The 13438-nt window shown below is 41.7% G+C and carries 12 protein-coding genes and 3 pseudogenes; all 15 read left to right on the top strand.

Annotation, left to right across the window (positions count from 1 at the left end; translation table 11 throughout):
• Nucleotides 1–622: 622 nt before the first annotated feature.
• Nucleotides 623–2016, top strand: a pseudogene (locus tag DXA55_RS16035) (FtsK/SpoIIIE domain-containing protein).
• A 183-nt stretch (nt 2017–2199) separates the two neighbouring features.
• Entirely contained in the window at nt 2200–3396 is a 1197-nt protein-coding gene (mobT, locus tag DXA55_RS16025) for a MobT family relaxase (protein WP_003062030.1), read from the top strand.
• A 13-nt stretch (nt 3397–3409) separates the two neighbouring features.
• Nucleotides 3410–3544: a DUF3789 domain-containing protein gene (locus tag DXA55_RS16020; RefSeq protein WP_003061156.1), complete on the top strand. Its 135-nt coding sequence runs from the start codon at nt 3410–3412 to the stop codon at nt 3542–3544.
• A gap of 1 nt (nt 3545) precedes the next feature.
• A complete protein-coding gene (locus DXA55_RS16015) occupies nt 3546–3767 on the top strand; it encodes a hypothetical protein (RefSeq protein ID WP_003060793.1) in 222 nt (73 codons plus the stop codon).
• Nucleotides 3768–3834: 67 nt separating this feature from the next.
• Nucleotides 3835–4254 carry a nuclear transport factor 2 family protein gene (locus tag DXA55_RS16010; RefSeq protein ID WP_003060053.1) on the top strand — a complete coding sequence of 140 codons (420 nt, stop codon included), beginning with the start codon at nt 3835–3837 and terminating at the stop codon, nt 4252–4254.
• A 90-nt stretch (nt 4255–4344) separates the two neighbouring features.
• The gene (locus tag DXA55_RS16005; protein ID WP_008687105.1) at nt 4345–4641 is read left to right on the top strand and encodes a hypothetical protein; all 297 of its coding nucleotides are present in this window, start codon (nt 4345–4347) and stop codon (nt 4639–4641) included.
• Nucleotides 4560–5063 carry an antirestriction protein ArdA gene (locus tag DXA55_RS16000; RefSeq protein ID WP_003062492.1) on the top strand — a complete coding sequence of 168 codons (504 nt, stop codon included), beginning with the start codon at nt 4560–4562 and terminating at the stop codon, nt 5061–5063. Before DXA55_RS16005 ends, DXA55_RS16000 begins: the two co-directional genes overlap by 82 nt.
• Nucleotides 5064–5080: 17 nt before the next feature.
• Nucleotides 5081–5583: pseudogene (locus DXA55_RS15995) on the top strand (antirestriction protein ArdA).
• A gap of 107 nt (nt 5584–5690) precedes the next feature.
• On the top strand, nt 5691–6089 hold the full coding sequence (locus DXA55_RS15990) for a conjugal transfer protein (RefSeq protein ID WP_003061368.1): 399 nt from the start codon (nt 5691–5693) through the stop codon (nt 6087–6089).
• Complete coding sequence (locus tag DXA55_RS15985; RefSeq protein ID WP_003060327.1) at nt 6067–8517, top strand: ATP-binding protein; 2451 nt, start codon at nt 6067–6069, stop codon at nt 8515–8517. The genes DXA55_RS15990 and DXA55_RS15985 overlap by 23 nt, the downstream gene beginning before the upstream one ends.
• Nucleotides 8517–10726, top strand: a pseudogene (locus tag DXA55_RS15980) (CD3337/EF1877 family mobilome membrane protein). The gene DXA55_RS15985 and the pseudogene DXA55_RS15980 overlap by 1 nt, the downstream one beginning before the upstream one ends.
• A complete protein-coding gene (locus DXA55_RS15975) occupies nt 10723–11730 on the top strand; it encodes a bifunctional lytic transglycosylase/C40 family peptidase (RefSeq protein ID WP_003059774.1) in 1008 nt (335 codons plus the stop codon). Before DXA55_RS15980 ends, DXA55_RS15975 begins: the two are co-directional and overlap by 4 nt.
• Before the next feature lie 16 nt (nt 11731–11746).
• Nucleotides 11747–12658, top strand: coding sequence for a conjugal transfer protein (locus tag DXA55_RS15970; protein WP_117814624.1), 912 nt, complete (start codon nt 11747–11749; stop codon nt 12656–12658).
• 144 nt (nt 12659–12802) lie between these two features.
• Complete coding sequence (locus DXA55_RS15965; RefSeq protein WP_242998641.1) at nt 12803–13102, top strand: DUF6442 family protein; 300 nt, start codon at nt 12803–12805, stop codon at nt 13100–13102.
• Between the two features lie 15 nt (nt 13103–13117).
• Nucleotides 13118–13327 (top strand): helix-turn-helix transcriptional regulator, encoded by a 210-nt coding sequence (locus tag DXA55_RS15960; protein WP_007286202.1) that lies wholly within the window; start codon nt 13118–13120, stop codon nt 13325–13327.
• Nucleotides 13328–13438 lie beyond the last annotated feature (111 nt).

Here is a 13438-nt window from a genome sequence, read left to right as displayed (position 1 = left end):
AGATAATTTTATAAAAGAAGATATAAAGGAGATGAGGGAGATTGTAGAAAAAGCAACTATTAAAAAGTTTAATGTGATAAGTGTAGTTTTCCTAATTGAATTGATAGTCGTAGCCATAAGTGCTATCCTTTATTTAGTATTAAGGGAAATATAGGAATTATTATTTGGTTATGCTTGTTTGCAATAACGCTCTATACGGCAAGTAAGATTGAAAAATTCAAAAAGAGCCATGACATTCAAACCTATAAAGAAATTTTGGCATTTATTGACGGAAAGCAATTAACGCATGATGAAACACAACAAGAAATAGGAAAAAGAAATTATCAAAAAATCATATTTGCATTCATTGCAGGTGTAATCGCACTTATTATATGTTTTGTTGTAATTTTTATTTGCCAGCATTTAACAAATTAAAAGGGAGGAGAAATCATGGAATTTTGGCTTATTATGATTGGCTTTATAGTTATGGGCGGAAGTTGTTCATTAGCAGGTACTTGGTGGGATAGAAAAAATAAAAAAGATAAAAAAGAAGAAAAGAAACAATAAAATTTACACTTTATTGTTGATTAAGCAGTTAGTCTTAGGATTGACTGCTTTTTTCATACCTAGAAAGGATTGATTTATGCGTATGATTTGGAACAAAGGACACCGTATCAGAGCCAGCGACAAGCACCTTGTCTACCACTTTTCCATAGGGACGCTTCTGTTTGTATTCATGGCGGTTCTTCTGCTACTGAACATCAAACAGCTCATGCGTACCGACTGGGAACATTTCAGCTTGTTAGAAAACGGCTTGACGCTTTCCCCTTACAACTTCATAACTGTGCTGATAGCGACTGGTGTTTGTGCATTGGTCGCTTTTCTGTATTACCGCTTCTGTTACGACAGTTTCAAGAAGCTATTGCACCGTCAAAAGCTGGCACGAATGATACTGGAAAATAAGTGGTATGAAGCCGATACCGTACAAGACAGCGGTTTTTTTACTGACCTGCAAAGCAGATCAAGGGAAAAAATCGTCTGGTTTCCAAAGATTTATTATCAAATGGAAAAGGGATTGCTCCATATCCGCTGTGAAATCACGTTAGGAAAATATCAAGACCAGCTTTTACGGTTAGAGGATAAATTGGAAAGTGGCTTGTATTGCGAGCTGACCGACAAGACCTTACATGACGGCTATATTGAATACACCCTGCTTTATGACATGATAGCAAACCGCATTACCATTGATGAAGTATGGGCAGAAAACGGCTGTCTTAGGCTGATGAAAAATCTTGTGTGGGAATATGACGCACTCCCTCACGCTTTGATTGCTGGTGGGACTGGTGGCGGTAAAACTTATTTTCTGCTGACGCTCATTGAAGCCTTACTGCATACCAACGCTGTCCTTTATATCTTAGACCCAAAGAACAGCGACCTTGCAGACTTGGGAACAGTCATGCCTAATGTCTATCACACCAAAGAAGAAATGATTGATTGCGTCAATGCCTTTTATGAGGGCATGGTACGGCGAAGTGAGGAAATGAAGCAACACCCGAACTATAAGACGGGCGAAAACTACGCCTATCTGGGACTTCCACCCTGCTTTCTTATCTTTGATGAATATGTAGCGTTTTTTGAAATGTTGGGGACAAAAGAAAGCGTGAGCTACTTAGCCAGTTAAAGAAAATCGTTATGTTAGGGCGACAAGCAGGTTATTTCCTTATTGTTGCCTGCCAGCGTCCAGACGCAAAGTATTTTTCAGATGGTATCAGAGATAACTTCAATTTCCGTGTGGGACTTGGGCGTATCAGCGAATTAGGTTACGGTATGCTGTTTGGTTCAGATGTGAAAAAGCAGTTTTTCCAGAAGCGTATCAAGGGGCGTGGCTATTGTGATGTGGGAACAAGCGTCATAAGTGAGTTTTACACGCCTTTAGTCCCAAAAGGACATGATTTTTTACAGACTATCAGCTCTCTTGCACAAGCAAGGCAGGACGGGACGGCGACGTGCGAAGCGAAAGGCGACGGCACGGACTAGCCGTTGCTGGTGTGGCGTCAGCCACGCCAGCAGGTAAAACCCCTCGGTATCTAACAGAGGGGTACGTTTGCAAATAGACAATAGACAAAAAACATAGGAAACATAAGGCTTCTGGCATGGTTTTCTAGCAAAAATCGGCTGTGAAGTCGCCTTAAAAAACTTCACACTTTACAGATTGGGGGTATGGTTCTGAATGAAGAACAACGGATAAAAGAATTACGGGAGAAACGGATTGCTTACGGTATCTCACAAGGCAGGCTGGCGGTGGCTTCTGGTATCACAAGGGAATATTTCAACAAGATAGAAAGTGGAAAAATGAAGCCGTCAAAGGAACTTCTGGAAACTCTGCATAAGGAACTGGCAAGGTTCAATCCAGAAGTACCGCTTACCATGCTGTTTGATTATGTGAAAATTCGTTTTCCCACGCTGGATATACAGCACATCATCAAAGATATATTAAAACTGAATATCAATTATATGCTCCATGAAGATTACGGACATTACAGTTATACGGAGCATTATTCTTTAGGGGACATCTTTATCTATACGTCGGCTGACGAAGAAAAAGGTGTCCTTTTAGAGTTAAAGGGGCGTGGTTGCCGACAGTTTGAAAGTTACCTGCTGGCACAACAAAGAAGTTGGTATGACTTTCTCATGGACGCACTCATAGACGGTGGCGTGATGAAGCGTATCGACCTTGCTATCAACGACCATACGGGTATTTTGGATATTCCAGAGCTTGCGGAAAAATGCAGGAAACGGGAATATATCGGAAAGTCCAGAAGTTATAAGTTTTATCAGTCGGGCGAGCTTATCAAGCATAGAGAGGACGACAGAGAATATATGGGACGCACCCTTTATCTTGGTTCGCTAAAATCAGATGTGTATTTCTGTATCTATGAAAAGGACTATGAGCAGTACGTCAAGTTAGGGACACCGCTGGAAGAAGCCGACATTATCAACCGTTTTGAGATACGGCTTAGAAATGAACGTGCCTATTATGCAGTACGAGATTTGCTGACCTATTATGACGCAGAGCAGACTGCCTTTTCTATCATCAACCAGTATGTGCGGTTTGTTGATGAAGAAGCAGACAAGCGAAAAAATGACTGGAAACTCAATGACCGCTGGGCGTGGTTTATCGGCGATAACAGACAGAGCTTGAAGCTGACGACAAAGCCAGAGCCTTACACCTTAGACCGTACATTGCGGTGGGTACAACGGCAGGTAGCACCGACCTTGAAAATGCTGAAAAGGATTGATAAGGGAAACGGAACAGACTACATGAAAACTATCGAACAGCAGGCAAAGCTCACAGAAAAGCATGAAATGATAATCAAACAGCAGACGACCCCTGCAAAAGATTTAGTAGAAAGTTAGGAGTGATGAAAAAATGTGGGAATTATTGAAAGACTTCCTGCTGGTATCTGTTGGAACGGGTATCGGCGTAGCCTTGATGTGTATTTTAAGTGTTGGCAAAGGAGCTGACTATGAAATGAAGAAATTAAAAGAAAGCGAGGACAAATAACATGAATTTCGGGCAAAATTTGTATCAATGGTTTTTAAGCAACGCACAGAGCTTAGTGCTTATGTCGATTGTGGTTATCGGTATCTACTTAGGGTTCAAGCGTGAGTTTTCAAAACTTATCGGTTTCTTGGTAGTTGCCTTGATTGCTGTCGGCTTGGTATTCAATGCTGGCGGTGTGAAAGATGTACTGTTAGAGCTGTTCAATAAGATTATCGGTGCATAAAATTTTATTGTGGGGCTGATGTATGGGTGCTATAATGTGAAAAAAGAAGTAATCGAGGTGTTCTATTTTGAATGAGAGAGAAAAAATTATTCGTTTATGGTTTGATATGTGGTTGAAACAGCAAGACTTAGGAATAGATAAAATTTTTACAGAAGATGTTGTTTATACGGAAAGCTGGTGTCCTAAATATGAAAATCTTAAAACAGTAAAACATTGGTTTAATGAATGGAATACTCGTGGTAAAGTCATTATTTGGGATATTAAACAGTTCTTTCATAAAGAAAATCAAACTGTCGTAGAATGGTATTTTAAAAATGAAATGAATACGGGAAGCGTTGAAGAATTTGACGGTATTTCCTTAATTGAATGGACAGAAGATAACAAAATCAAATCATTAAAAGAATATGGTTGCAATCTGAATAACTATAATCCATATCAACACAGCGATAACCCTCAATTTAGAGATGAAAAAACAAACTGGTTTTAAAACTTAATCAAATTATATCCATATACATAAAGCAGTTAGTCTTAGGATTGACTGCTTTTTTCTTACCTAAAATCAGATTGGAGTGATGAAATGAGCGATATTTTTAAGGATATGCAGGCAAACGTCGGCTGTGATTATATTTCTAACCTGCCCTCTTACAAGCGTAAAGTGTGGCATGAAATGAAGCGATTACCGCTTACGAATTATGATATAAAACAGTTAGAAGATTTTTCAAAGTATGTGTTTGGTATGTCGTACCAGAGCTTAAAAGATGTGATGAAGCAACAGAAAGGACGTGAGGAACAATGCAGGAAACAAGGGTGCTGGTGGAAACGAGAGGAACAACTGGCGAAGAAACAATATCATACTGGTTCGACCTGCCGATAGATGTTGCCGAGTTTGAAGAAAAGTTAGGTATCGGTGCAGAAAGTGGGGATTATCGTATTATCGAAAAGGTGTTGCCTTATGCTGATGAAGTCCACGAACACACCAGCGTGTACCAGCTCAACGAATTAGATTTTATGTACCGCCAGCTTTCAAGTGATATGCAGGAAGAATATGTATCACTACTTACGGTGTTTGAAAATTTAGAAGCACTTTATATTTGCAGGAACGTGATTATTGTTTATCCCGACTGTAAAAGCATGATAGATGTTGCAAGGCAAAAGCTGATGAACGACCCGATGTTCAAGCATTTATCCGAGGACTGTCAAGAATACTACTTTGACTTTGAAGCCTACGCTTCTCACTTGCAGGAACACGGGAAATTTTTAGTAACAGAACACGGTATCTTTGAACTGCCAGAGTAGGAAATGAGGTGGTGCTTATGATTGATGATATGGCGGTTTATATTGCTAATCTTGGCAAATACAATGAGGGCTATTTAGTCGGTGCTTGGTTCACGTTCCCCATTGACGAGGAAGATGTGAAAGAAAAAATCGGCTTGAATGAACAGTATGAGGAATACGCTATCCATGATACCGACAACTTTCCCATTGCGATTGGCGAGTATGTTTCCATTGAAGAACTCAATGAGATGTATGAAATGATAGAGGAACTTCCCGACTATATTGTAGAGTGTCTGGACGAATTTATCAGCCACTATGGGACGCTGGAAGAAGTCGTGGAACATAAGGACGATATTTACTATTATCCCGACTGTGAAACCATGACAGATGTTGCCTACTACTACATAGACGAATTGCAGGCACTTGGGGACATTCCACCCAGCTTACAGAATTACATTGACTATGAAGCCTACGGGCGAGATTTGGATATGGGCGGTTGCTTTATTGAAACAAGCGAGGTATGTGCGAGATACCATATTAACGCTGGAAGATCAGCGACAAGCATTGTTGCTACTGACAGCGTATTTCTCTTTAAGGGACAGTCTGAAAATGGCTGTCCTTTTCTATTTTGAAAGGAGCTGAAAGAACTTGAAAAAGATTAAAAGCTACACGGGTATCTGGAACGTGGAAAAAGTCTTGTATGCAATCAATGACTTTAACTTACCCTTTCCCGTTACTTTTACACAGATTACATGGTTTGTGATTACGGAATTTATCATCATTCTGTTTGGGGATATTCCCCCACTTTCCATGATTGAGGGAGCATTTCTCAAATACTTTGGTATTCCCGTTGCTCTCACTTGGTTCATGTCGCAGAAAACCTTTGACGGAAAGAAGCCGTACAGCTTTTTGAAATCACAGATAACCTATGCCCTGCGACCAAAAATCACTTATGCAGGAAAAGCCGTAAAACTGCATAAGCAGATATTGAATGAAACAATCACGGCAGTAAGGAGTGTGAACTATGTTCCCGATAAAATATATTGACAATAACCTTGTCTGGAACAAGGACAATGAGGTGTTCGCCTACTATGAGCTGATACCATACAACTATTCTTTTCTATCCGCAGAGCAGAAATTTATCGTGCATGACAGTTTCCGACAGCTTATCGCACAGTCCCGTGAGGGTAAAATTCATGCGTTGCAGATTGCCACAGAAAGCTCAATCCGCAGTATGCAGGAACAGTCAAAGAAGCTGGTAACTGGAAAATTAAAGGAAGTTGCCTGCCAGAAGATAGACGAACAGACCGAAGCGTTAGTATCTATGATTGGGGACAATCAAGTGGACTACCGCTTTTTTCTTGGCTTTAAGCTCATGGTTACGGAAGAACAGCTCAATCTGAAGAACATCAAAAAATCGGTGTGGCTGACGTTCACAGAATTTCTCCATGAAGTGAACCACACGCTGATGAATGATTTTGTTTCCATGCCGAATGATGAAATCAACCGTTACATAAAAATGGAAAAGTTACTGGAAAATAAAATCTCCCGTCGCTTTAAGGTGCGTCGCTTGGAAATCCATGATTTTGGGTATCTCATGGAACATCTTTACGGCAGGGACGGTATCGCTTATGAAGATTATGAGTACCAGCTACCAAAGAAAAAATTGAACAAAGAGACGCTGATAAAATACTACGACCTTATCCGTCCGACAAGGTGTGTGATTGAGGAAAGCCAGCGGTATTTACGATTGGAACATGAGGACAAGGAAAGCTATGTGTCCTATTTTACCGTCAATGCGATTGTAGGAGAGCTTGATTTTCCGTCGTCTGAAATCTTCTATTTCCAGCAACAGCAATTCACATTCCCCGTTGATACGAGCATGAATGTAGAAATCGTGGAAAATCGGAAAGCATTAACGACCGTCCGCAACAAGAAAAAGGAACTGAAAGACCTTGATAATCACGCCTATCAAGCAGGAAGTGAAACCAGCTCAAATGTGGTGGACGCTTTAGACAGCGTGGACGAGCTGGAAACTGATTTAGACCAGACAAAAGAAAGTATGTATAAGTTAAGCTACGTCATACGGGTGTCTGCACCCGATCTTGACGAGCTGAAACGCCGTTGTGATGAAGTCAAGGACTTTTACGACGACCTCAATGTAAAGCTGGTGCGTCCTGCTGGGGATATGCTGGGGCTTCATTCTGAATTTTTACCAGCCAGCAAGCGATATATCAATGACTATGTGCAGTATGTAAAATCAGATTTTTTAGCTGGGCTTGGCTTTGGTGCGACACAGCAGTTAGGAGAAACTACGGGTATCTATATGGGCTATTCTGTTGATACGGGAAGAAATGTGTACCTGCAACCGTCCCTTGCCAGTCAAGGTGTAAAAGGTACAGTTACCAACGCTTTAGCGTCTGCTTTTGTCGGTTCGCTTGGCGGTGGGAAATCGTTCTGTAACAATCTTCTGGTATATTATGCGGTGCTGTTTGGCGGTCAAGCACTTCTGTTAGACCCTAAAAGTGAGCGTGGTAACTGGAAAGAAACGCTCCCAGAGATTGCACATGAAATCAATATCGTAAATCTTACCAGCGATAAGGACAATGCAGGGCTTCTTGACCCGTTTGTGATTATGAAGAATGTAAAAGACGCTGAAAGTCTGGCAATCGACATCTTAACATTCCTTACGGGTATTTCTTCAAGGGACGGCGAAAAATTCCCCGTACTTCGTAAGGCAGTACGCTCCGTTACCCAGAGCGACAGTCGGGGCTTGCTCCATGTGATAGACGAGCTACGCCGTGAAGATACGCCCATATCAAGAAATATCGCAGACCATATCGACAGCTTCACGGACTACGACTTTGCACACCTGCTGTTTTCAGACGGTACGGTAGAAAATGCTATCAGTCTGGATAATCAGCTCAATATCATTCAAGTAGCCGACCTTGTACTGCCAGATAAAGATACCACTTTTGAAGAATACACGACCATTGAATTGTTGTCTGTGTCTATGCTGATTGTGATTAGTACCTTTGCCCTTGATTTTATCCATTCGGACAGAAGCATTTTTAAGATTGTCGATTTAGACGAAGCGTGGGCGTTCTTAAATGTGGCACAAGGAGAAACCTTATCAAATAAGCTGGTTCGTGCTGGGCGAGCTATGCAGGCAGGCGTTTATTTCGTTACCCAGTCTGCCTATGACGTGTCAAAGGAAAGTCTGAAAAACAATATCGGCTTAAAGTTTGCATTTAGAAGCACGGATATAAACGAGATAAAGCAGACCTTAGAGTTTTTCGGTATCGACAAGGACGATGAGAACAACCAGAAACGCTTGCGTGATTTGGAGAACGGACAATGCTTATTGCAGGACTTATACGGGCGTGTCGGTGTGGTGCAGATACACCCAGTCTTTGAAGAACTGCTACACGCCTTTGATACCAGACCGCCCGTACAGAGAAATGAGGTGGAGTGATGAAAGAAAGGATAAAAGGTGTGTTCACAAAAAAGAAGATTTTCCACTTTCTCAAAATGGCTCTGTTCGTGGTGGCACTCTCCCTTATCCTGCTTTCACTTTTGGGGACGGTGGCTCATGCGACGGGGCTTGTAGACGATACCATAAACGCAGAAAATCTTTATTCAAAATATCCCCTTTCCAACTACCAGCTTGATTTTTTCGTCGATAATAGCTGGTCGTGGCTTCCGTGGAACTGGCTCGACGGTATCGGAAAATCGGTACAATACGGGCTGTACTGCATTACCAACTTTGTCTGGACTATCAGTTTGTATTTGAGTAATGCAACGGGCTATGTGGTGCAGGAAGCCTATAAGCTGGACTTCATCAATGATATGGCAGACAGTATCGGAAAGAGCATACAGACCCTTGCAGGCGTTACCGAGAACGGCTTTTCTTCTACGGGCTTCTATGTTGGTTTCCTGCTTCTCATTATCTTAGTGGTGGGAATGTACGTTGCTTATACGGGACTGATAAAACGGGAAACCAGCAAAGCACTTCACGCTGTTATCAACTTTGTGGTGGTGTTCGTGCTGTCCGCTTCATTTATTGCTTATGCTCCCGACTATATCAAGAAGATAAATGAATTTTCATCAGACATCAGTACCGCTTCTTTGGATTTGGGAACAAAAATCATGCTCCCTAACTCCGACAGCGAGGGTAAGGACAGCGTGGACTTGATACGGGACAGCCTATTTTCTATTCAAGTGGAACAGCCGTGGCTCTTGCTTCAATTCGGGAACAGCAACGCAGAAGAAATCGGGACAGACCGTGTAGAAGCTCTCGTATCGGCAAGTCCAGAGGACGAGGACGGGAAAACCAGAGAGGAAGTCGTGAAAACAGAAATCGAGGACAACGACAATAACAATCTGACAATACCGCAGGTCGTGAACCGTTTGGGTATGGTGTTCTTCCTCTTGTTCTTTAACTTGGGTATCACGATATTTGTATTCTTGCTTACGGGCATGATGTTGTTCAGCCAGATACTTTTTATTATCTTTGCAATGTTTTTACCTATCAGTTTTTTACTTTCCATGATACCGAGCTATGAAAGCATGGCAAAGCAGGCAATCGTGAGAGTATTTAATACCATAATGACACGGGCAGGAATAACGCTCATTGTAACGGTGGCATTTAGTATTTCCAGTATGTTTTACAACATTTCCACAGACTACCCATTCTTTATGGTGGCGTTCTTGCAGATAGTATGTTTCGCTGGTATCTACATGAAGCTGGGCGACTTAATGAGTATGTTCTCACTTAATGCTGGCGACAGTCAAAGCATGGGACGACGCATATTCCGCAGACCGTATCTGTTTATGCGACATCGGGCTAGGCGTATGGAACACCGTATTGCAAGGGCGGTAAGTGCTGGCGGTATTTCGGGCGGTGTAGCTGGTGCGGTGGCTGGAAGTGCCGTTGCTGGCAAGAGAGCCGAAAGAAAAAATACGGCTTCTAAAGAAAATCGGGGCAATACCACTTCCAGCATGGGACAGCGTGCAGGTTCAAAAGTCGGTGCTGTTTTAGATACGAAAAATAAAGTGAAAGACAAGGCAAACGCTGTCAAAGAGAATATCAAGGATATGCCGACACAGACCGCTTATGCGGTGTATTCCGCAAAGGAAAAGGCAAAGTCCAGCGTGTCCGACTTCAAGCGTGGCATGGTGCAGGAACAGCAGTCCAGACAGACGGGACGCTTGGAAAAGCAGGAACAGCGTAAGAAAAATATCGCTGACAAACGTATGGAGCTTCAAAAGGCACAAGAAGCAAGGCAGGTACAGCGAAAGGCTGACGGATCAGCGACAACGGGAGCTACCCGTCCCCATGAGCGACCAGTCACAGCTTCAACCATTCCAAAGCCGAGTGTTGAAAAAATGCAGGAAGTCAAACGCCCAGCCACAGCTCCAACTCCGAAAGCAAGTGAGCCAGTCAAGACAAATGTTATCAAAGAGCGTCCGTTATCTTCTGGTGCTTCTGATAAGAAAGCACCCCAGCCTACACAGACAGTACATAGGCAGAATGTAGAAAAAGTGGTATCGCAGGAAACACGCCAGAATGACACCAAAGACCGCAGGATAAAGGTCAGCAGACCCAGAGCGTCCAGAAGAACCAGCAGACCATAGAGAAAACCCGTAACCTTGTAACGAAGAAAGGACAGAAGAAAAAATGAAACTGAAACATATCGCTATCATTGGCAGTCTGTTTCCTATCCTCTTTTCTCTGGTGCTTTTCTTTGGCGTCCTCATTAGTGCGGACAGCGACGACGAGAACAGCAATTTTTCTTCTGGCATTACGGGTATGAACCTATCCGCAGAAGTCTTGAAACATCAGCCTATGGTAGAAAAATACGCCAGAGAAAACGGTATCTCCGAGTATGTCAATGTGTTACTTGCTATCATTCAAGTAGAAAGTGGCGGTACGGCAGAAGATGTTATGCAGAGTTCGGAAAGTCTTGGTTTACCGCCTAATTCCTTAGATACGGAAAGCTCAATCAAGCAGGGGTGTAAGTATTTTGCGTCCCTGCTTTCTTCCTGCAAAAATCAAGGTATCGACGACTTGAATGTAGCGATACAGTCTTATAACTATGGCGGTGGCTATGTGGGATATGTGGCAGGAAAAGGAAAAAAACACACTTTTAATCTTGCAGAGAGCTTCGCCCGTGAGAAATCGGGTGGAAAGAAAGTAACCTACACCAACCCGATAGCCGTTGCTAAGAATGGGGGCTGGCGGTATGGCTATGGAAATATGTTCTATGTGGAAGTAGTCAATCAGTATTTAGCAGTTCCGCAGGTATCGGGAGAACTGGCACAAAAGGTAATGAATGAAGCGTTGAAATATCAAGGCTGGAAGTATGTGTATGGTGGCAGTAACCCGAATACTTCCTTTGATTGTTCGGGATTGACGCAATGGTGCTATGGAAAAGCTGGTATCTCCTTACCGAGAACAGCACAAGCACAGTATGACGCAACCCAACATCTGCCACTCTCGCAGGCAAAAGCAGGCGATTTGGTGTTTTTCCATTCCACCTATAACGCTGGTTCGTATGTAACACACGTCGGTATTCTTGTTTCGCCGACACAGATGTACCACGCAGGCGACCCGATAGGATATGCAGACCTAAGTAGTAGTTACTGGCAACAGCACTTAATCGGTGCAGGACGAGTAAAACAATAGAAAGGACTTGAAAAATATGTTTAAGAAGAATAAGAAACAGACAGAAACTATCAAAGAACCAAAAGAAAAAAAGGTGCGTACTGTCAAGGTAGGCACACATAAGAAAACCGTGATTGCGTTGTGGGTGGTGCTTGTCGCAAGCGTGAGCTTTGGGGTGTATAAGAATTTTACGGCTATCGACCAGCACACCACCCATGAAAAAGAAATCATTGAACTTTGCTTGCAGGACACCAACGGGATAGAAAATTTCGTGAAAAACTTTGCGAAGTCCTATTACACATGGGATAACAGCAAAGAAGCTATCGAAGCAAGGACGCAGGCAATCAGCGGTTATCTGACAAAGGAATTGCAGGACTTAAATGTAGACACCATTAGAACCGATATACCGACCAGCTCCACGGTTACAGATGTGATTGTATGGCATATCGAGCAATCGGGAGCGGACACTTTTTCTGCTACCTACGAAGTAGATCAGCAGATAAAAGAGGGAGAACAGACAAGCAATGTGAAAGCAACCTATACTGTAAAAGTCTATGTGGACGCAGACGGGGATATGGTAATCGTTAAAAACCCTACCCTTGCACCAGCAGTTGAAAAATCAGACTATGAGCCTAAGACACCAGAAGCAGACGCAAGCGTGGACGCTGATACGGTAAATGACGCTACCGCTTTTCTGGAAACATTCTTTAAGCTGTACCCAACAGCGACGGAAAAAGAGCTTGCTTACTATGTATTGGGAAATGTGATTGAACCTATCGGCAGGGACTACCTTTATTCTGAACTGGTAAACCCTATCTTTATAAAGGACGGCGACAATGTGAAAGTCAAGGTTGCGGTAAAATTCATTGATAATCAGACAAAAGCGACGCAGGTATCGCAGTATGAGCTTGTGCTACATAAGGATAGTAACTGGAAGATTGTAGGATAAATGATATAGCGTGCATTTCCTATCAGATTTGCACGCTTTTACAAAACGACAAGAAAACTGTGCAAAAATATTGACTTGTAATGACCGAATGCTATAATATAAATGACAAGTGTACTTGGTATTATTTGAAGGGAGCGTTATATAATGGATAAAGAAAAAATACTATCACAAAACAAAAAAGAGAATCTATATCTTGATGAATACGAAAAACATATTAAACTTCAAGGGAAATCTTTTGGCTTAATGTTTGTTTTATTTATCTGCATTTTAATTCTTTTCATTAAAGCAGTTTGTAAAGAACCTTACTATGACATAATGACAATTATTGGGTCTGTGGCATTTGGCTCTATGGGTTATGAAGCACATATTTCAAAAATAAATCCAAATTTGTTATTGCTTTATTCTTTTTTCTATTTATGGGGTATTACTTTTATAAATTTTTAATGGTAGGTTTATAGAATGGACGAACATTTAATTTTGCGAAACAGATTAAAAACTGTACGAAAAGAAAAAAAATTATCACAAACAGAATTAGCTGAACTAGTCGGGGTTTCTCGGAATACAGTTAGTTCTATTGAAACTGGACAATTTAATCCAACAGCAAAATTGGCATTAGTGCTTTGTATAGCTTTAGATAAAAAATTTGAAGAATTATTTTATTTTGATTAAAGGAGAGAACGATTATGGAATTAGAGGAATTGATTGTTGAAATAGTTATAGGATTGTTTTTTACTTTTTACATCTTAATCAAATATGTATAAAAGAGAATATTACTTTATA

Source organism: Blautia sp. OF03-13, assembly GCF_003460685.1.
Taxonomy (GTDB): Bacteria; Bacillota; Clostridia; order Lachnospirales; family Lachnospiraceae; genus Fusicatenibacter; species Fusicatenibacter saccharivorans.
The sequence above is the reverse complement of the archived record's forward strand: the minus strand, read 5'-3'. Positions and strand labels throughout refer to the sequence as shown.

Excerpts from the sequence above, each read along its gene's own strand:
- mobT (WP_003062030.1), top strand. The coding sequence starts at position 2,200 with ATGGTTCTGAATGAAGAACAACGGATAAAAGAATTACGGGAGAAACGG.
- DXA55_RS16020 (WP_003061156.1), top strand. The coding sequence starts at position 3,410 with ATGTGGGAATTATTGAAAGACTTCCTGCTGGTATCTGTTGGAACGGGT.
- DXA55_RS16015 (WP_003060793.1), top strand. The coding sequence starts at position 3,546 with ATGAATTTCGGGCAAAATTTGTATCAATGGTTTTTAAGCAACGCACAG.
- DXA55_RS16005 (WP_008687105.1), top strand. The coding sequence starts at position 4,345 with ATGAGCGATATTTTTAAGGATATGCAGGCAAACGTCGGCTGTGATTAT.
- DXA55_RS16000 (WP_003062492.1), top strand. The coding sequence starts at position 4,560 with ATGCAGGAAACAAGGGTGCTGGTGGAAACGAGAGGAACAACTGGCGAA.
- DXA55_RS15985 (WP_003060327.1), top strand. The coding sequence starts at position 6,067 with ATGTTCCCGATAAAATATATTGACAATAACCTTGTCTGGAACAAGGAC.
- DXA55_RS15975 (WP_003059774.1), top strand. The coding sequence starts at position 10,723 with ATGAAACTGAAACATATCGCTATCATTGGCAGTCTGTTTCCTATCCTC.
- DXA55_RS15970 (WP_117814624.1), top strand. The coding sequence starts at position 11,747 with ATGTTTAAGAAGAATAAGAAACAGACAGAAACTATCAAAGAACCAAAA.
- DXA55_RS15965 (WP_242998641.1), top strand. The coding sequence starts at position 12,803 with ATGGATAAAGAAAAAATACTATCACAAAACAAAAAAGAGAATCTATAT.
- DXA55_RS15960 (WP_007286202.1), top strand. The coding sequence starts at position 13,118 with ATGGACGAACATTTAATTTTGCGAAACAGATTAAAAACTGTACGAAAA.